The 17,763-nt window shown below is 66.7% G+C and carries 14 protein-coding genes; 7 read left to right on the top strand and 7 right to left on the bottom strand.

Annotated elements, in window-relative coordinates:
• Positions 1-72 precede the first annotated feature (72 nt).
• The 6 genes from tkt (at position 73) to ACLBYA_RS09565 (ending at position 7,061) form a co-directional block, all read left to right on the top strand.
• The gene (gene tkt, locus ACLBYA_RS09590; RefSeq protein WP_447709160.1) at positions 73-2,163 is read left to right on the top strand and encodes a transketolase; all 2,091 of its coding nucleotides are present in this window, start codon (positions 73-75) and stop codon (positions 2,161-2,163) included.
• A gap of 42 nt (positions 2,164-2,205) precedes the next feature.
• Positions 2,206-3,324, top strand: a complete 1,119-nt coding sequence (gene tal, locus ACLBYA_RS09585; RefSeq protein ID WP_447709159.1) for a transaldolase — start codon at positions 2,206-2,208, stop codon at positions 3,322-3,324.
• A complete protein-coding gene (zwf, locus tag ACLBYA_RS09580; protein WP_447709158.1) occupies positions 3,324-4,853 on the top strand; it encodes a glucose-6-phosphate dehydrogenase in 1,530 nt (509 codons plus the stop codon). Before tal ends, zwf begins: the two co-directional genes overlap by 1 nt.
• Before the next feature lie 19 nt (positions 4,854-4,872).
• Positions 4,873-5,784, top strand: coding sequence for a glucose-6-phosphate dehydrogenase assembly protein OpcA (gene opcA, locus ACLBYA_RS09575; RefSeq protein WP_447709157.1), 912 nt, complete (start codon positions 4,873-4,875; stop codon positions 5,782-5,784).
• Positions 5,777-6,490 carry a 6-phosphogluconolactonase gene (gene pgl / locus ACLBYA_RS09570; RefSeq protein ID WP_447709156.1) on the top strand — a complete coding sequence of 238 codons (714 nt, stop codon included), beginning with the start codon at positions 5,777-5,779 and terminating at the stop codon, positions 6,488-6,490. Before opcA ends, pgl begins: the two co-directional genes overlap by 8 nt.
• A 184-nt stretch (positions 6,491-6,674) precedes the next feature.
• Positions 6,675-7,061 carry an ATPase gene (locus tag ACLBYA_RS09565; protein ID WP_447709155.1) on the top strand — a complete coding sequence of 129 codons (387 nt, stop codon included), beginning with the start codon at positions 6,675-6,677 and terminating at the stop codon, positions 7,059-7,061.
• Here the strand turns inward: ACLBYA_RS09565 and ppc are convergent.
• From ppc to gap, 5 genes are all read right to left on the bottom strand, one after another.
• The gene (gene ppc, locus ACLBYA_RS09560; RefSeq protein ID WP_447709154.1) at positions 7,058-9,853 is read right to left on the bottom strand and encodes a phosphoenolpyruvate carboxylase; all 2,796 of its coding nucleotides are present in this window, start codon (positions 9,851-9,853) and stop codon (positions 7,058-7,060) included. The genes ACLBYA_RS09565 and ppc overlap by 4 nt on opposite strands.
• A 129-nt stretch (positions 9,854-9,982) precedes the next feature.
• The gene (secG, locus tag ACLBYA_RS09555) at positions 9,983-10,219 is read right to left on the bottom strand and encodes a preprotein translocase subunit SecG (protein ID WP_447709153.1); all 237 of its coding nucleotides are present in this window, start codon (positions 10,217-10,219) and stop codon (positions 9,983-9,985) included.
• 76 nt (positions 10,220-10,295) lie between these two features.
• On the bottom strand, positions 10,296-11,081 hold the full coding sequence (gene tpiA, locus ACLBYA_RS09550) for a triose-phosphate isomerase (RefSeq protein WP_447709152.1): 786 nt from the start codon (positions 11,079-11,081) through the stop codon (positions 10,296-10,298).
• A 21-nt stretch (positions 11,082-11,102) separates the two neighbouring features.
• Positions 11,103-12,320 carry a phosphoglycerate kinase gene (locus ACLBYA_RS09545; RefSeq protein WP_447709151.1) on the bottom strand — a complete coding sequence of 406 codons (1,218 nt, stop codon included), beginning with the start codon at positions 12,318-12,320 and terminating at the stop codon, positions 11,103-11,105.
• Positions 12,321-12,323: 3 nt separating this feature from the next.
• On the bottom strand, positions 12,324-13,346 hold the full coding sequence (gene gap / locus ACLBYA_RS09540) for a type I glyceraldehyde-3-phosphate dehydrogenase (RefSeq protein ID WP_447709150.1): 1,023 nt from the start codon (positions 13,344-13,346) through the stop codon (positions 12,324-12,326).
• Between the two features lie 477 nt (positions 13,347-13,823).
• Between gap and ACLBYA_RS09535 the strand changes: the two genes are divergently transcribed.
• A complete protein-coding gene (locus ACLBYA_RS09535) occupies positions 13,824-15,701 on the top strand; it encodes a cellulase family glycosylhydrolase (protein WP_447709149.1) in 1,878 nt (625 codons plus the stop codon).
• Here the strand turns inward: ACLBYA_RS09535 and whiA are convergent.
• Entirely contained in the window at positions 15,673-16,650 is a 978-nt protein-coding gene (gene whiA / locus ACLBYA_RS09530) for a DNA-binding protein WhiA (RefSeq protein ID WP_447709412.1), read from the bottom strand. The two genes, ACLBYA_RS09535 and whiA, sit on opposite strands and share 29 nt — an antisense overlap.
• Positions 16,647-17,726, bottom strand: a complete 1,080-nt coding sequence (locus ACLBYA_RS09525; protein WP_447709148.1) for a gluconeogenesis factor YvcK family protein — start codon at positions 17,724-17,726, stop codon at positions 16,647-16,649. The genes whiA and ACLBYA_RS09525 overlap by 4 nt, the downstream gene beginning before the upstream one ends.
• Positions 17,727-17,763 lie beyond the last annotated feature (37 nt).

Raw genomic sequence — 17,763 nt, 5'->3', positions numbered from 1 at the left:
ACGGATAAATCTCCGGCACTAGGCTGTTCGAGGAAGCATGTCCACCGTTTCGCGAAAGTAGGAGTGAAGGTAGTGACCACCGTCGAAGAAATCTCTGCCCTCACACAACCGAACCATCCCGACGACTGGACCGAGCTCGACTCGACCGCCGTGGACACCGTGCGTGTGCTGGCCGCCGACGCCGTGCAGAAGGTCGGCAACGGCCATCCCGGCACCGCCATGAGCCTGGCCCCGCTGGCCTACACGCTGTTCCAGCGCCAGCTGCGCCACGACCCGTCCGATACGCACTGGATCGGTCGCGACCGGTTCGTGCTGTCCTGCGGCCATTCCAGCCTGACCGTCTACCTGCAGCTGTACTTGGGCGGGTTCGGTCTGGAGCTCGAGGACATCGAGTCGCTGCGCACCTGGAAGTCCAAGACCCCCGGTCACCCCGAGTTCCGGCACACCAAGGGTGTGGAGATCACCACCGGCCCGCTGGGCCAGGGCCTGGCCTCGGCGGTCGGCATGGCGATGGCCGCCCGCTACGAGCGCGGCCTGTTCGATCCCGACGCCGCGGCCGGCGAGAGCCCGTTCGACCACTACATCTACGTGATCGCCTCCGACGGTGACATCGAAGAGGGCGTCACCAGTGAGGCCTCCTCGCTGGCCGGTACCCAGCAGCTGGGCAACCTGATCGTGTTCTACGACAAGAACCACATCTCCATCGAACACGACACCGATATCGCGTTGAGCGAGAACGTCGCCGACCGCTACCGCGCCTACGGCTGGCATGTCCAGGAGGTCGAGGGCGGCGAGAACGTCGTCGGCATAGAAGAAGCAGTGGCCGCCGCGAAAAAGGTCACCGACAAGCCGTCGTTCATCTCGCTGCGCACCATCATCGGTTACCCCGCCCCCACCAAGCAGAACACCGGTGGTGTGCACGGCTCGGCACTGGGCGCCGACGAGGTCGCGGCCACCAAGAAGATCCTGGGCTTCGACCCGGAGAAGAACTTCGAGGTGCGCGACGAGGTCATCGCCCACACCCGCAAGCTGGTCGAGCGTGGCGCCGAGGCGCACGCGTCCTGGCAGAAGGATTTCGACGCCTGGGCCCAGCGTGAACCGGAGCGCAAGAAGCTGCTGGACCGCCTGGAGGCGCAGGAGCTGCCCGAGGGCTGGGATGCCGACCTGACCTACTGGGAGCCCGGCTCCAAGGCGGTCGCCACCCGCGCCGCGTTCGGCCAGGTGCTCAACGACGTCGCCCCGAAGCTGCCCGAATTGTGGGGCGGCTCTGCCGATCTCGCGGGCAGCAACAACACCACCATCAAGGGCGTCAAGTCGTTCGGCCCGCCGAGCATCTCCACCGAGGACTTCACCGCCGACCCCTACGGCCGGGTGCTGCACTTCGGTATCCGTGAGCATGCGATGGGCTCGATTCTGTCCGGCATCGTGCTGCACGGCCCCACCCGGGCGTTCGGCGGCACCTTCCTGCAGTTCTCCGATTACATGCGGCCCGCGGTGCGGTTGGCCTCGTTGATGGACATCGACACCATCTACATCTGGACGCATGACTCGATCGGCCTCGGCGAGGACGGCCCGACCCATCAGCCGATCGAACATCTGGCGGCGCTGCGGGCGATCCCGAACCTGTCGGTGGTGCGCCCCGGCGACCCGAACGAGACGGCCTACGCCTGGCGCAGCATCGTCTCGCGTGGTTCCAGCTCCGGCCCGGTCGGTTTCATCCTGACCCGGCAGGGAATCCCGGTACTGGAGGGCACCGATTCCGACGGTGTCGCCAAGGGCGGCTACGTGCTCGGCGGCGACAATGCCGCCGATGCGGAGGTGATCATCATTGCCACCGGGTCGGAGCTGCAGTTGGCCGTGGAGGCCAAGAAGGCGCTCGCAGAGAAGGACATCGTCGCTGCAGTGGTCTCGATGCCCTGCGTCGAATGGTTCGAGAGCCAGCCCAAGGAATACCGCGATTCGGTCCTGCCCCCGGGCGTCTCGGCCCGGGTGGCGGTCGAGGCCGGGATCGCGCAGCCCTGGCACAAGCTCGTCGGCGACACGGGCGAGATCATCTCGATCGAGCACTACGGCGAGTCCGCCGATGACAAGACGTTGTTCCGCGAGTTCGGTTTCACCGCAGAAGCCGTGGTCGCAGCCGCCGAACGAACTTTGGACAACTGACCGCACCGCGGTCGCCGATAACTAAAAGGTAGGCGAAACACCATGTCCCAGAATGCAAATCTCGCAGCACTGTCCGCCGCCGGCGTCTCCGTCTGGCTCGACGATCTGTCCCGGGAGCGGCTCCAGACCGGCAACCTGGCCGATCTGATCGCCACCAAGAGTGTCGTCGGGGTGACCACCAACCCGTCGATCTTCCAGGCCGCACTGTCCAAGGGCGACGCCTACGACGAGCAGGTCAACGAGCTTGCCGCCCAGGGCGCCGACGTCGAGGCGACCATCCGCACCGTCACCACCGATGACGTCCGCAACGCCTGCGACCTGTTCGCCAAGACCTACGAGGCGTCCGACGGTGTCGACGGCCGGGTATCCATCGAGGTGGACCCGCGGCTGGCCAACGACACCGACAAGACGATCCTGCAGGCCATCGAGCTGTGGAAGATCGTCGACCGGCCCAACCTGCTGATCAAGATCCCCGCCACGCTGGCCGGCCTGCCCGCCATCACCGCGGTCATCGCCGAGGGCATCTCGGTCAACGTGACGCTGATCTTCTCCGTCGAACGGCACAAGGCCGTCATGGACGCCTACCTGGCGGGTCTGGAAAAGGCCAAGGAAGCCGGGCACGACCTGTCCAGGATCCATTCCGTCGCATCGTTCTTCGTGTCCCGGGTGGATACCGAGATCGACGCCCGACTGGAGAAGATCGGCACCGACGCGGCGCTGGATTCCCGCGGCAAGGCCGGGCTCGCCAATGCGCGGCTGGCTTATGCGGCCTACCAGGAGGTGTTCGCGGGCGGTGCGCGTTTCGCACCGCTGGCCGCCGACGGTGCCCGGGTGCAGCGCCCGCTGTGGGCCTCGACCGGGGTGAAGAACCCGGACTACTCCGACACGCTGTACGTCACCGAACTGGTCGCGGCCAACACCGTCAACACCATGCCGGAAAAGACGCTGGACGCCGTCGCCGACCACGGCGAGATCACCGGTGACACCGTTTCCGGCACCGCCGAGACGGCGGCCATCGTCTTCGACAAGCTCGCCTCGCTCGGCATCGACCTGCCCGACGTGTTCAAGGTCCTCGAAGACGAGGGCGTGGACAAGTTCGAGAAGTCGTGGGGCGAACTGCTCGAAGCCACCCAGGGACAGCTCGACGCCGCCAAGAAGTGATGGCTGACGGCTGGATGAACCCGCTGCGGGACAAGCGCGACAAGCGCATGCCCCGTATTGCGGGGCCGTGCGCGGTGGTCATCTTCGGTGTCACGGGCGATCTGGCCCGTAAGAAGCTGATGCCGGCGATCTACGACCTGGCCAACCGCGGCCTGCTGCCGCCGAGTTTCGCCCTGGTCGGGTTCGCCCGCCGGGATTGGCGGGACGAGGATTTCGGCCAGGTCGTCTACGATGCGGTCAAGCAGCACGCCCGCACCCCATTCCGCCAGGAGGTGTGGGACCGGCTGGCCGAGGGTTTCCGGTTCGTTCAGGGCGCCTTCGACGACGATGCCGCCTTCGGCCGGTTGGCCGAGACGTTGCACACCCTCGACGTCGAACGCGGCACCGGCGGCAATCACGCGTTCTACCTGTCGATTCCGCCCAAGGCGTTCCCGCAGGTGCTCGAGCAGTTGTCCCGGTCGGGTCTGGCCGCCAAAGACGGTGACAACTGGAGCCGGGTGGTCATCGAGAAGCCGTTCGGTCACGACCTGTCCAGCGCCGAGGAGCTCAACGGGCTGGTCAACAGCGTGTTCCCGGAATCGTCGGTGTTCCGCATCGACCACTATCTGGGCAAGGAGACGGTGCAGAACATCCTGGCGCTGCGGTTCGCCAACGAGATGTTCGAACCGATCTGGAATGCGCACTACGTCGACCATGTGCAGATCACGATGTCCGAGGACATCGGATTGGGCGGTCGCGGCGGCTATTACGACGGTGTCGGCGCCGCCCGTGACGTCATCCAGAACCACCTGATCCAGCTGCTGGCCCTCACCGCGATGGAGGAGCCGGTCAGTTTCTCCCCCGCTGAACTGCAGGCCGAGAAGATCAAGGTGCTGGCCGCCAGCCGGTTGGCCGAGCCGCTGGACCAGACCACCTCACGTGGCCAGTACGCGGCGGGATGGCAAGGTGGTGAGAAGGTCGTCGGGCTGCTCGACGAAGAGGGGTTCTCCAAGACCTCGATCACCGAGACCTTCGCGGCGATCACCGTCGACGTCGACACCAGGCGGTGGGCCGGCGTGCCGTTCTATCTGCGCACCGGAAAACGATTGGGCCGCAGGGTCACCGAGATCGCGCTGGTGTTCAAGCGGGCCCCGCATCTGCCGTTCGACGCCACCATGACCGAGGAATTGGGCAAGAACGCCCTGGTGATCCGGGTGCAGCCGGATGAGGGCATCACGCTGCGGTTCGGCTCGAAGGTCCCCGGCAACGCCATGGAGGTCCGGGATGTCAGCATGGACTTCTCCTACGGGTCGGCGTTCGCCGAGGAATCCCCCGAGGCCTACGAGCGACTGATCCTGGACGTGCTGCTCGGGGAGCCGTCACTGTTCCCGGTCAATGCCGAGGTCGAATTGTCCTGGAAGATCCTCGATCCCGCGCTCGAATACTGGGCCACCCACGGCAAGCCGGACGCCTACGAATCCGGCACCTGGGGGCCGGAATCGGCATTCGAGATGCTGCGCCGGACCGGACGTGAATGGAGGCGGCCGTGATGTTGTCAGGAACAGCACCATGATCATCGACCTGCCCGACACCGATACCGGTGCCATCAACAAGAAGATCGTCGCCCTGCGCGAGGAGGGCGGTGCGATCACCCTCGGTCGCGTGCTGACCCTGGTGATCGCACCGGATACCGAAGCGGTGCTGGAAGATTCGATCGGCGCGGCAAACGCCGCCAGCCGCGAACACCCGTGCCGGGTGATCGTGGTCATTCCCGGTGACCGGTTGGCCACCGAGGCCCGGCTGGACGCCCAGATCCGGGTCGGTAGTGATGCCGGCGCCAACGAGGTGGTGGTGCTGCGACTGTCGGGTCCGCTGGCCAACCACGCCAGCAGTGTCGTCACCCCGTTCCTGCTGCCCGACACCCCGGTGGTGACCTGGTGGCCGGATCTGGCGCCCGCGGTGCCCGCGCAGGATCCACTGGGCCGCTTGGCCATTCGCCGCATCACCGATGCCACCAACGGCGAGGACCCGCTGGCCTGCATCAAGAGCAGGCTGGCCGGTTACACCGCGGGTGACACCGACCTGGCGTGGAGTCGCATCACCTACTGGCGGGCACTGCTGACCGCCGCGGTCGACCAGGCCCCACACGAGCCGATCACCGCGGTCGTGGTGTCCGGACTGAAAGAAGAACCGGCGCTCGACATCCTGGCCGGCTGGCTGGCCGGCCGGTTGGACTGCCCGGTGACCCGTAAGGTGGGCGAACTGAAGGTCGAGCTGACCCGGTCCAGCGAAACCATCACGCTGCGCCGTCCGCAGGAGGGTGTGACCGCGACCCTCACCCGTACCGGCAAACCGGAGGCGCAGATTCCGTTGGCGCGCCGGGAGACCCGCGACTGTCTGGCCGAGGACATGCGTCGGCTGGACTCCGATGACATCTATTACGAAGCACTGCAGGGAATCGACAAGGTGACGTATGTCTGAGCAGGTGGTCGAGACCTATCTCGACGCAACCGAATTGGCCAAGGCCGCAGCGGCACGACTGGTCGGCGTCATCACGTCGGCGATCGTCAACCGGGGCCGCGCCGACGTGGTGCTGACCGGTGGGACGGTGGGGATCGCGTTGCTGCGCCATGTGACCGGTTTCGGCAATGACATCGACTGGACCAAGGTGCACCTGTACTGGGGCGACGACCGTTACGTGCCTCGTGACGATGCCGATCGTAATTACCGACAGGCCTATGAGGCACTGCTGGAGAGCATCGCGATACCCAGCGAGAACGTGCACGCGATGGCCGCCTCCGACGGTGAGTTCGGCGACGACATCGAAAGGGCGGCACGGGCCTATGCCAAGGTGCTGCCGGACGAGTTCGATGTGCATCTGCTCGGTATGGGCGGCGAGGGCCACATCAACTCACTGTTCCCGGACACCCCCGCGGTCAAGGAGACCGAGCGGCTGGTCATCGCCGTCACCGACTCCCCCAAGCCACCGCCGCGGCGCATCACGCTGACGCTGCCTGCGGTGCGGCGCGCCCGGGAGGTGTGGCTGGTGGTGGCCGGCGCCGAGAAGGCCGAAGCCGCCGCTGCCGCGATCAACGGGGCCGCCCCGGTCGACATCCCCGCCGCCGGGGCGACCGGCCGCGACAAGACGGTCTGGCTGCTCGACAAGGCTGCCGCCGGCAAGCTCTGACCCCGGTCTACTCGCGGCCGTCCTCATCGGCCAGCGCCTCACCGTAGCCGGCCAGATAGTCGGCGACGGCGCGGTCGCTGAGGCCGTCCTCGTGTACCCGCCAGCGGAAACTACACACGTTGCTCACACACGGTTAGACGCACGGTCGCCGTGATCGGTTCCCATTCGGTTCATACTGTGAGCCATGGCAGATCCCACCGGCGGTAAGGGCGAGCGCACCCGCCCGGCACCAGGACGGCAGCGCATCAAGACGTTGACGCAGGCCGCACTGAACGCCGATATGACGTTTGGCCAGGTCGAGACGCTGCTGGCGGACCTCGAGGTGACGGTGATCGACCTGAATCAGTCGATCGAGAGCCTGGACACCACCATGGCCCGGTTCAACGCGACGATCACCAGCATCGACCAGCTGGCGCAGCGCCTGTTCGGCGTGGTCGACCGGATGGAGCTGATCGTCGAACGTGTCGACACCCTGGTCGGCGTCGCCGAGACCCTGGTCGCTCCCGTGGCCGCCACCGAGAATGCAGTGCGCAAGGTCGTCGACGTGGTCCGGAAGACCGCCCGGATCTAACCCGAGTTGCGCAGTGCGGTGGCCAACCCGCTCATCGTGAGCAGGATGCCGCGCTGCACCAACTCGTCCTCGTCACCGGAGCGGTACCGCCGCAGCAGTTCGACCTGCAGGTGGTTCAGCGGTTCCAGGTACGGGAACCGGTTGAACACCGAGCGCGCCAGGGCCGGGTTGTCGGCCAGCAGGTCGTCCTGTCCGGTGATCAGGCCGTGCATGCGCACGGTGCGTTCGTGTTCGGCGACGATCTTGTCGAACACCCGGGCGCGCAACTCCTCGTCGTCCACCAGCTCGGAGTACCGCGCGGCCAGTCCCATATCGGATTTGGCCAGCACCTGCGCCATGTTGGACAGCACCGTGCGGAAGAACGGCCAGCGCTTGTAGAGATCGCGCAGGACCTCCAGATTGGCATCGTCGCCGTCGATGAATTCCTCGAAGGCGCTGCCGGTGCCGTACCAACCGGGCAGCATCACCCGCGACTGGCTCCAGGCGAGCACCCACGGGATGGCCCGCAGATCGGAGATGGCGGTGGTCGGTTTGCGTGAGGTCGGCCGGCTGCCGATGTTGAGTGCTCCGATCTCGCTGACCGGGGTCGACGCCTTGAAGTATTCGACGAAACCCGGTGTCTCGTGCACCAGTTCGGCGTACGCGCGTTGGGCGCGGGCCGCCAGATCGTCGAGCACGGTGTAGGCGGCGTCGGCGCTGTCTCCCAGGCCTTCGACGTCGAGCAGCGTCGATTCCAGGGTGGCGGCCAACAGGGTCTCCAGGTTGCGGTGGGCGATACGCGGTTCGGCGTACTTGGCGGCGATCACCTCACCCTGCTCGGTGATGCGCAACGCACCCTTCACCGCACCGGGCGGCTGCGCCAGGATGGCGTCGTAACTGGGTCCACCGCCGCGTCCCACGGTGCCGCCGCGACCGTGGAAGAGCCGCAACCGGATTCCGGTTTTCTGGGCCGACTCCACCAGGTCCAACTCGGCCCGATACAGCGCCCAGTTGGCTGCCAGGTAACCGCCGTCCTTATTGGAATCGGAGTAGCCGAGCATGACCTCCTGCTGACCGCCGCGAGCATCGATCAGCGCCCGGTACACCGAGAGATCCAGCGTCGCTTCCAGGATCGCTGACCCGCGCTGCAGGTCGTCGATGGTCTCGAACAGCGGGACGATGCCGACCGGCGCATACACCGCACCCTCGGTGGCATCGAGCAGGCCGGCCTCCTTGAGCAGGACGGCGGCCTCCAACATGTCCGATACGGACTGGCACATCGAGATGATGTAGTTCGGGATCGCCTGCGGGCCGAAGACTTTCACCGCCCGAGCCGCCGCATGGACGATGCCCAGCTCTTTGGCGGCCAGCTCGGACAGCTCGGCACCGGGTCCGATCAGCGGGCGGCGGGTGCCGATCACGTCGGCCAGCACGCTGACCCGCTCGTCCTCGGACAGCGAGGCGTAGTCGGGGTGCACGCCCGCCCAGGCCAGCAGTTCGGCGATCACCTGCTCGTGCACCTCGGAGTTCTGCCGCATGTCCAGCCCGGACAGGTGGAAACCGAAGACCCGCACCGCCTCCCGCAACCTGGCCAACCGGTCGTCGGCGAGCACGGCGCTGCCGTGCTCGCGCAGCGAGGCGTCCACGATGTCCAGATCGGCCAGCAGCTCGGCGGGATTCTCGTAGGGTGCCATCCCCAGGTCCAGCTCCAGTGCGGGCTGACGGTCCAGGATCCGGCGGGCGGTCGCGGTCAGCCGGGCGTGGATGACCCGCAGCGCCCGACGGTAGGGTTCGTCGGCACGCGCGGGTTCAGCGCAGGCATCGGCCAATTCGGTCAGCGCGGCGCTCACCCGGACCAGCCGCGAGGACAGCGACAGTTCCTCTTCCAGCGCGGTGATCTCGACGAAGTAGTGGTCGAACGCGGTGAACGCGGCACGGCCGGAGGCCAGGCGCACCACCTCGGCGTTGACATTGGGATTGCCGTCCCGGTCGCCGCCGATCCATGATCCGGGCCGCAGGATCGGTTGGGCCAGCACATCGGTTCCGGGGAACCGTTGCTGCAGCGCGGTGCGCACCTGGGCGTTGACGCGCGGGATGACCTCCAGGAAGGCCGCCGGGTAGTAGCGCAACCCGGTTTCGATCTCGTCGGAGATCTTCAGGCGCGACAGTCGTACCAGGGCGGTCTGCCACAGCGTGAGGATGTCGCGGCGCAGCTCGGTCTCGATGTCCCGGCCGGTGTCGGTACGGCTGAATCCGTGCAGCCGCAGCCGCATCAGCTCGGTGATGTGGTGCTGGGTGTCGAACACCGTGCGGCGCCGGGTCTCGGTGGGGTGAGCGGTGATCACCGGCGACACCAGTGCGCCGCTGAGCGCCTCGGCGACGACGGCACCGTCGAGGGCGGCGGCGTCGAGCTTGAGATAGGTGGCGGCCAGGCTGCTGTCCTGCGGGGGCTCACCGGCCTGTTCGTGGACTGCCCGGCGCCGTTCGCGGTGGATGTCCTCGGCCACATTGGCCAGCAGGGCGAAGTGGGTGAACGCCCGGATCACCGGAATGGCCAGGTGCACATCGATATCGCGGAACAGGTCCGCCAGTTCGGTGCGGTCGATCTCGGAGCGGCGCACCCGGAAGGACCCGACCCGCGCCTGCTCGACGAGATCAAAAACCGTATCGCCGTTCTGTTCTCGCACGGTGTCCCCGAGGATCGCGCCGAGCAACCGGATGTCCTGTCGCATCGGCTCGGTGGCCTCCCGGCCCACCTGGGTGCGATGAACAGATCCAACCGGGTCCAGTGCGATATCAGGTCCGTCAGCCATCCGACAATTATCGACGCCGTGCGCCGGACCCGCAGAGCGAGGTCCCCTCTGCCGCGCGATCGGACCGGCCGACAACAAAAAGCCCGGCCCACGAATGGGCCGGGCTCACTCACCCGAGGACGGGTGAGATCAAGCGTTGTACTTTATCCGCAGCGCCATGCCGACGATGGACACCAACCAGATGCCGATGACGAACATGGTCAGCCGGTCCAGGTTCTTCTCGACGACCGTCGAACCGGACAGGCTGGACTGCACGCCGCCACCGAACAGCGTGGAGAGGCCACCACCCTTGGCACGGTGCAGCAGTACCAGCAGCACCACCAACAGACTGGTGATGACCAGCAAGATCTGCAGGGCAAGTTCCATGCCGGTCAGCCTACACGGAGGTGATTTCGGCGCGAAAACGTATGCGCAGCGTACGCGAGCGCGCCGAAATCACAGATCACGGCAGCGGGCCGCCGGCGGCGATGGCCGACAGCGTAGCGAACTGCTCGCCGTCCAGCGAGGCACCGCCGACCAGCGCACCGTCCACGTCGGTCTGCCCGACGATCTCACCGACGTTCTTGGCGTTCACCGAACCGCCGTAGAGCACCCGCACGCCGGCCGCGATCTCGGCCGAGGCCAGGTTGCCCAGTTCGGCACGGATGGCCGCGCAGACTTCCTGTGCGTCGGCGGCACTGGCCACCCGGCCGGTGCCGATCGCCCAGACCGGCTCGTAGGCGATCACCACGTTGGCGATCTGCTCGGCCTTCAGCCCCGCCAGCGAGCCGCGCAGCGATTCCACGTTGAATTCCACGTGGTTACCGGCCTCGCGGATCTCCAGCTGCTCACCGATGCAGACGATCGGCGTCAGGCCGTGCTTGAGCGCGGCCGCGGCCTTGGCGGCCACGATCTCGTCGGTCTCACCGTGGTAGGTGCGACGCTCGGAATGCCCGACGACGGCGAAGGTGACACCGAGCTTGGCCAGGAAGGCGCCGCTGATCTCACCGGTGTAGGCGCCCGAGTCGTGCTTGGACACGTCCTGCGCGCCGTAGGTCAGCCGCAGCTTGTCTCCGTCGACCAGCGTCTGCACGCTGCGCAGGTCGGTGAACGGCGGGATGACGGTGACGTCGACCTTGTCGAAGTACTTGTCCGGCAACGCAAATGCGATCTTCTGCACCAGGGCGATGGCCTCGAAGTGGTTGAGGTTCATCTTCCAGTTGCCGGCGATCAGCGGCTTACGGGCCATGTCTTTTTGCCTCCAGTCCGTCTAATCGAGAATATTGATACCGGGCAGGGTCTTGCCCTCGAGGTATTCCAGCGACGCGCCGCCGCCGGTCGAGATATGGCTGAAACCGTCCTCGGGCAGGCCGAGCAGGCGCACCGCGGCCGCGGAGTCCCCGCCACCAACCACGCTGAACGCGCCCTTGCCGGTCGCCCCGATGATGGCCTCGGCCACACCCTTGGTGCCGGCCGCGAACGCCGGGAACTCGAACACACCCATCGGGCCGTTCCAGAACACCGTCTTGGCGTTGGACAGCAGCGCGGTGAACCGCTTGACCGACTCGGGCCCGATGTCCAGGCCCATCCTGCCCTCAGGGATCTGGTCGGCGGCCACCGTCTCCGGGGTGGCATCGGCGGCGAACTTGTCGGCCACCACGATGTCCACCGGCAGGTGGATGACGTCGCCGTAGGTCTCCAGCAGCTTCTTGCAGGTATCGATCATCTCCTCCTGCAGCAGCGAGGTACCGACCGAAACCCCTTGGGCAGCAAGGAAGGTGAAGCACATGCCGCCGCCGATGACGATGCTGTCGGCCTTGGTCGCCAGGTTCTCGATGACCGCGAGCTTGTCGGACACCTTGGATCCGCCCAGCACCACGGCGTACGGCCGCTCGGTCGAGCTGGTGAGCTGCGCCAACACGTCGACCTCGGTGGCCACCAACGTGCCGGCGTAATGCGGCAACAGGGTCGCGACGTCGTACACCGAGGCCTGCTTGCGGTGCACCACACCGAAACCGTCGGAGACGAACGCGCCGGGAGTGCCGTCGGCGCCCTCGACCAGCCCGGCCAGCGCCTTGGCCAAGGCGAGCCGCTCGGCATCGTCCTTGCTGGTCTCGCGCGGGTCGAAACGGATGTTCTCCAGCAGCAGCACGTCACCGTCGGTCAGGCCTTCGGCGCGGGCCAACGCATCAGTGCCCACCACATCACCGGCGAGCTGGACGTGGCGGCCCAGCTGCTCCCCCAGCGCCGCGGCCACCGGGGCGAGCGAGAACTTCGGATCCGGCTCACCCTTGGGACGCCCCAGATGCGCGGTGACGACCACCTTGGCGCCGGCCTCGGCCAGCGCCTTCAGCGTCGGGACCGAGGCGATGATGCGGCCCGGATCGGTGATCGTCGAGCCGTCGAGGGGGACGTTCAGGTCGGAGCGTACGAGTACGCCCCGACCCTCGACACCCTCTTTCAACAGATCGTCGAGAGTGGCAACCATCGGCTACAGCGACTTACCGACCAGGGCGATCAGGTCGACGAGCCGGTTGGAGTAGCCCCACTCGTTGTCGTACCAGGAGACGACCTTGGCCTGGTTGTCGATGACCTTGGTCAGGCCCGAGTCGAACAGCGAGCTGTGCGGGTCGGTGACGATATCGGACGACACGATCGGGGCGTCGTAGTACTTCAGGATGCCCTTGAGCGGTCCCTCGGCGGCGGCCTTCATGGCGGCGTTGATCTCGTCGACGGTGCCGGGCTTGCGCAGCTCGGCGGTCAGGTCGGTGACCGAGCCGGTGGGGATCGGCACCCGCAGTGCGTAGCCGTCCAGCTTGCCCTTCAGCTCCGGCAGCACCAGGCCGATGGCCTTGGCCGCACCGGTGGAGGTCGGGACGATGTTCAGCGCGGCGGCGCGGGCACGGCGCAGGTCGCTGTGCGGGCCGTCCTGCAGGTTCTGGTCCTGGGTGTAGGCGTGGATGGTGGTCATCAGGCCCTTGACGATGCCGAACTCGTCGTTGAGCACCTTGGCCAGCGGGCCGAGGCAGTTCGTGGTGCACGAGGCGTTGGAGATGATGTTCTGGCTGCCGTCGTACTTGTCGTCGTTGACGCCGAGCACGATGGTGATGTCCTCGTCGGTGGCCGGCGCGGAGATGATGACCTTCTTGGCGCCCGCGTCCAGGTGGCCCTGGGCCTTGTCGCGCTTGGTGAAGATGCCGGTGGATTCGACGACGACGTCCACGCCGAGGTCACCCCAGGGCAGCGCCGCCGGGCCTTCCTTGATGGCCAGCGCCTTGATCTTCTGATCGCCGACGACGATGGTGTCGTCGCCTTCGAGGCTCACGTCATAGGGCAGCCGGCCCAGGATTGAGTCGAACTTCAGCAGATGCGCCAGCGAGGCGTTCGAGGTCAGGTCGTTGACCGCGACGATCTCGATGTCGGTGTTCTTGCCCGCCGCCTTCTGCGCGTCCAGGGCGCGGAAGAAGTTGCGGCCGATGCGCCCGAAGCCGTTAACGCCTACCCGGATGGTCACGGTGTCTCTCCTAGTTGTGGGGAAATCGCGGTGAACTGCTCGCACGTCAGCCTAGTGGTGCCGGTTGGGCCGTGTGCAGGCTGGTCAGATGGCTCGGCACAGGCCTGATTGGAACGCCGCGGCACGTTCGGTCATCGACGCAATTCTTCATACACAGAAGTCTTGGCAATCATTATTCATATGAATTCGCTTTGAGCTGGCTATGCGAATACTGTGACTATTATTATTCGCCTCGAAATTCTTGCCAGAATCCTTTCCCGCAGACACATTCTATGGCTGCAATCCGCAGGTTTCACTTCTGAAATGCAGGTTTGCCCCAGTGCTTCGACACCTCAACAAATCGCCTAATATTTGCCATAGTGCACAGTTCGGGGGCAGTTCTCATAAAAGCAGTCCTTCATTACTCAATTACTTGACGTTAGCTGGAAAATGGCTTTAGATCGGCGCACAGTTACGCCTCCGAGATTGGTGATTCCGATGAAAGAACTTTTCGTCCGCATCGTCCGTAACGTGCAGATGTTGTGGATTCCCATTCTCGCCGTCGCACTCGTTGCCGCGGGTATCGAGCTGCCCCACAAAAAAGACGTGCAACTGACTGCACGGTCGCAGCCGATGGTCCTGATCGCCACCATCGACACGTCCTCGTCGACGGTCGGTATCGCCGATTCCGGTCTGTACTTCATGACCGCCGAGCAGCTGACGGTCGCGATGGAGCAGCTGCAGAGCCTGGGAATCACCCAGATTCGGGTGTTTCTGCCGTGGCGAGCCATCGAGACGGCGGACAACACCTATGACTGGATGCAGGCGGACCTGGTACTCGATACCGCCGCGGCCTACGGCCTCGCGGTCGTCGCCGGCGTGACGAGTACACCGACCTGGGCGTCGGATTACGGCGGCCTGGTTGCGAACGGCGAACCGAGCACCAGCTCCGCCTATGCCGATTTTGTGGGTGCCCTTGCCGAGCGTTACGGCACTGCGGCCAACGATGGTGAGGCGAAGATCTCCGCCTACGAGGTCTGGAACGAGCCCAACGGCTTCACTGGGTGGTACCCGGAGCCTGATGCCGCGCAGTACACCGAACTACTGAAGGCCGCCTACACCGCGATCAAAGCCGTCGACCTCGACGCCACGGTGGTCGCCGGCGCGCTGGGCACCGGTATCTCCATCGGCACGCTGACCATCAATCCTGTGGACTTCCTGGCCCAGATGTACGAGGCCGGTGCCGCCGGTTATTTCGACGCCCTGTCCTTCCATCCGTACAACTACACCAGCATGTTCTCCGAAGGCACCACGTTCGCGAACTCGGCGATCAAGCAGCTTGCCGAGTTGCGCGAGATCATGGACGCCAACGGCGACAGCGATCTGTTGATCTGGGTCACCGAATATGGTCAGCCGTCCAGTCAGGTGAGCGAAGCCAACCAGGCCGCCTACATCGCCGACTTCCTGTCCACCTGGTCCGAGTTGACCGGGGTCGGACCGGCTTTCCTGTACTCGCTTGTCGACTCTGCGACAGGATCGTCGATCGTCGAAGACAACCTCGGCCTGTTCACCGACGGCTGGACGGCCAAGGCGGTCGTCGAGGTCGTCAAGGCCTGGATCACCGGCCAACCGGTCACCGTCGACCCCGGTGAGTCCACTTCCGGCGGCACCATCCCCGACATGCTGGCCGCGTTGGTCAAAGCCGCCCAGAGCTTCGTCACCAGCATCGCGTCGATGGTCACGGCGTCGTTCAGCGGTTTCACCCAGTTGGTCCAGGGGATTGTCGACGCCGTGGTCGGGTTGATCAGCTCGATCACCGGCGGGGCTACCGCGGCGGCACAGACCGCGCTGACGGCCACGGCCGTCGGCGATGCGGTCGACGGCGTCCGCACCGCCGATGCGGATACAGCCACGGCACGACAGACCACGGCACGACAGACGGAGTCCGGAGAATCAGACACGCCGATCGTCGACACAGCAGATCCCGATGCCGCGGCAGTCGCAGTCCAGGACGTGCTCGAGACCGAAAGCGTCCCACCAGCCGGCGACACCGACACCGTCGGATCGGCCGCCGAGCCCGCCACCGAGATCGACGCCACGGTTGCCACCGTCGAAGAACCGCAGGCCGACCAGGAGGTCATCGTGGAGACGATGACGGCAGACCTGGTGGAGACGATGACGGCAGACCTACCGATCGCCGATCGCCCGTGGGATCGGGCACCCGGTCCGCGGCGGACGAACGCTTCCGAGGACGTCGGGCCGCAGCGGCCGAGCGATCGATTCAGCCGTCCCTCCGCAGGGCAGGACGCACGTCCGGGTCACGAACGCCCGGCCACCCGGGAAACGATCAGGCGTCCTCGAGCAGATCAGGAGTGACGGCCGACTCGGTATCGGGGATACCGTCCTGCTTGGCCTTGCGGTCGGCCATCGACAGCAGTCGCCGGATACGGCCGGCCACTGCGTCTTTGGTCATCGGGGGTTCGGCGAGGCGGCCCAGCTCCTCCAGGGAGGCCTGGCGGTGCTCGACGCGCAGCCGGCCGGCCTGGGCCAGATGGTCGGGCACGGTGTCGCCCAGGATGTCCAGGGCACGTTCCACCCGCGCGGCGGCGGCCACCGCGGCCCGCGCCGAGCGCCGCAGGTTGGCATCGTCGAAGTTGGCCAGCCGGTTGGCGGTGGCCCGCACCTCGCGCCGCATCCGGCGTTCCTCCCAGGTCAGCCGGGTGTCCTGGGCGCCCATCCGGGTCAGCAGTGCGCCGATGGCCTCACCGTCGCGCACCACCACGCGGTCACTGCCGCGCACCTCGCGGGCTTTGGCGCTGATCCCGAGCCGGCGGGCGGCGCCGACGAGCGCGAGCGCGGCCTCCGGGCCGGGGCAGCTGACTTCCAGCGCCGAGGACCGGCCGGGCTCGGTCAGTGAGCCGTGCGCCAGAAAGGCGCCGCGCCAGGCGGCTTCCGCATCGTTGACGCTGCCGCCGACGACCTGGGCGGGCAGCCCGCGCACCGGGCGGCCGCGCAGATCCAGCAGGCCCGTCTGTCGCGCCAGGGCTTCGCCGTCCTTGGCCACCCGCACGACGTAGCGGGTGCTCTTGCGGATACCGCTGGCCGACAGCACATGGACGACGGCGTTGTAGCCGTACAGGTCGTAGATGTCCTTGCGCAGCCGGCGCGCGATGATGCCGAGGTCGACCTCGGCCTCGACCACCACCCGACCGGCAACGATGTGCAGGCCGCCGGCAAATCGCAGCAGGGCCGACACCTCGGCGCGCCGGGCGCTGACCGAATTCACGACCAGGCGGCTCAGCTCGTCCTTGACCTCGGCCGTCATCGCCACGAGTCGTCCCCCCTCGGTCCGTTCATTGATCGCTGCCCGTGTTCACCGTGTTGCAAGCCGAGCGGCCGCGCCGGGGAGGGGGCCGTCGGTAGGTCGCCGGTGACCGCACGCCCCGGGCCACGCACCCGCACACCCTCCAGCGCAGCGGCCAGCATCGACGGGTCATGTAACTGTGTACCAGGTCTTGAAACGTCAGCAAACTCGACTTGAGCACCGAGAATGCTGGCAGTGCGTGCCAGTTGTTCGCGTTCCCGATCACTGGGCACCCGCGACGCGTCGATGATGATCTCGTCCACCTTGAACCCGGGTGCGTGGGCGGCCAGCACGTGGATGTGTCGCTCGGCGGAGAACCCGGCGGTCTCCCCCGGTTCGGCGGCCAGATTCAGCACCAGCGCCCGGCGGGCGGTGGTGGCGTTGAGAGCGGCCGCCAGGCCGGGCACGAGCACGTGCGGGATGACACTGGTGAACCACGAGCCCGGGCCCAGCACCACCAGGTCGGCCGCCATGATCGCGTCGACGGCCTGCCGGGTGGCCGGCGGGTCACCGGGCAGCAGCCGCACCCGGCGCACCTGCCCGACGGTGGTGGCCACCGCCACCTGACCACGGATCACCCGGAACATCCGCGGGTCGGCTTCCAACCCGGCCACGTCGGCCTCGATCTGCAGGGCCAGCGGGCACATCGGTAGCACCCGGCCCTTGAGATCCAGGATGCGGGCCAACTCGTCGAGTGCGGCGACCGGATCGGCGAGCACCTCGCTGATGCCGGCCAGCAGCAGGTTGCCGATCGGGTGGCCGGCCAGGGCGCCGCTCCCACCGAACCGGTGCTGGATGATGGTCGCCCACAACCGGCCGTGCGGACTGTCAGAGGCCAATGCCGCCAACGCCATTCGCAGATCACCTGGCGGGATCACGTCGAGTTCGCTGCGCAGCCGGCCCGAGGAACCACCGTCGTCGGCGACGGTCACGACGGCCGTCACGTGGGGGGTGAGCCGGCGGGCCGCCGACAGCGTTGCGTAGAGGCCGTGGCCGCCGCCGAGGGCGACGACGCGTGGTGCAGAAGCTGTCGTCATGACTCGACTCCCGCTCGCTCCGGTCCTCGCTCGTCCC

It is taken from the genome of Mycobacterium sp. C31M, assembly GCF_053345865.1.
Note: the sequence above shows the minus strand (reverse complement) of the source record. Positions and strands in the feature narration are given on the sequence as shown.

What these genes read in the sequence shown, in the direction of transcription:
- tal (WP_447709159.1), top strand. Translation starts at nt 2,206, where the DNA reads ATGTCCCAGAATGCAAATCTCGCAGCACTGTCCGCCGCCGGCGTCTCC.
- zwf (WP_447709158.1), top strand. Translation starts at nt 3,324, where the DNA reads ATGGCTGACGGCTGGATGAACCCGCTGCGGGACAAGCGCGACAAGCGC.
- opcA (WP_447709157.1), top strand. Translation starts at nt 4,873, where the DNA reads ATGATCATCGACCTGCCCGACACCGATACCGGTGCCATCAACAAGAAG.
- pgl (WP_447709156.1), top strand. Translation starts at nt 5,777, where the DNA reads ATGTCTGAGCAGGTGGTCGAGACCTATCTCGACGCAACCGAATTGGCC.
- ACLBYA_RS09565 (WP_447709155.1), top strand. Translation starts at nt 6,675, where the DNA reads ATGGCAGATCCCACCGGCGGTAAGGGCGAGCGCACCCGCCCGGCACCA.
- ppc (WP_447709154.1), bottom strand. Translation starts at nt 9,853, where the DNA reads ATGGCTGACGGACCTGATATCGCACTGGACCCGGTTGGATCTGTTCAT.
- secG (WP_447709153.1), bottom strand. Translation starts at nt 10,219, where the DNA reads ATGGAACTTGCCCTGCAGATCTTGCTGGTCATCACCAGTCTGTTGGTG.
- tpiA (WP_447709152.1), bottom strand. Translation starts at nt 11,081, where the DNA reads ATGGCCCGTAAGCCGCTGATCGCCGGCAACTGGAAGATGAACCTCAAC.
- ACLBYA_RS09545 (WP_447709151.1), bottom strand. Translation starts at nt 12,320, where the DNA reads ATGGTTGCCACTCTCGACGATCTGTTGAAAGAGGGTGTCGAGGGTCGG.
- ACLBYA_RS09535 (WP_447709149.1), top strand. Translation starts at nt 13,824, where the DNA reads ATGAAAGAACTTTTCGTCCGCATCGTCCGTAACGTGCAGATGTTGTGG.
- whiA (WP_447709412.1), bottom strand. Translation starts at nt 16,650, where the DNA reads ATGACGGCCGAGGTCAAGGACGAGCTGAGCCGCCTGGTCGTGAATTCG.
- ACLBYA_RS09525 (WP_447709148.1), bottom strand. Translation starts at nt 17,726, where the DNA reads ATGACGACAGCTTCTGCACCACGCGTCGTCGCCCTCGGCGGCGGCCAC.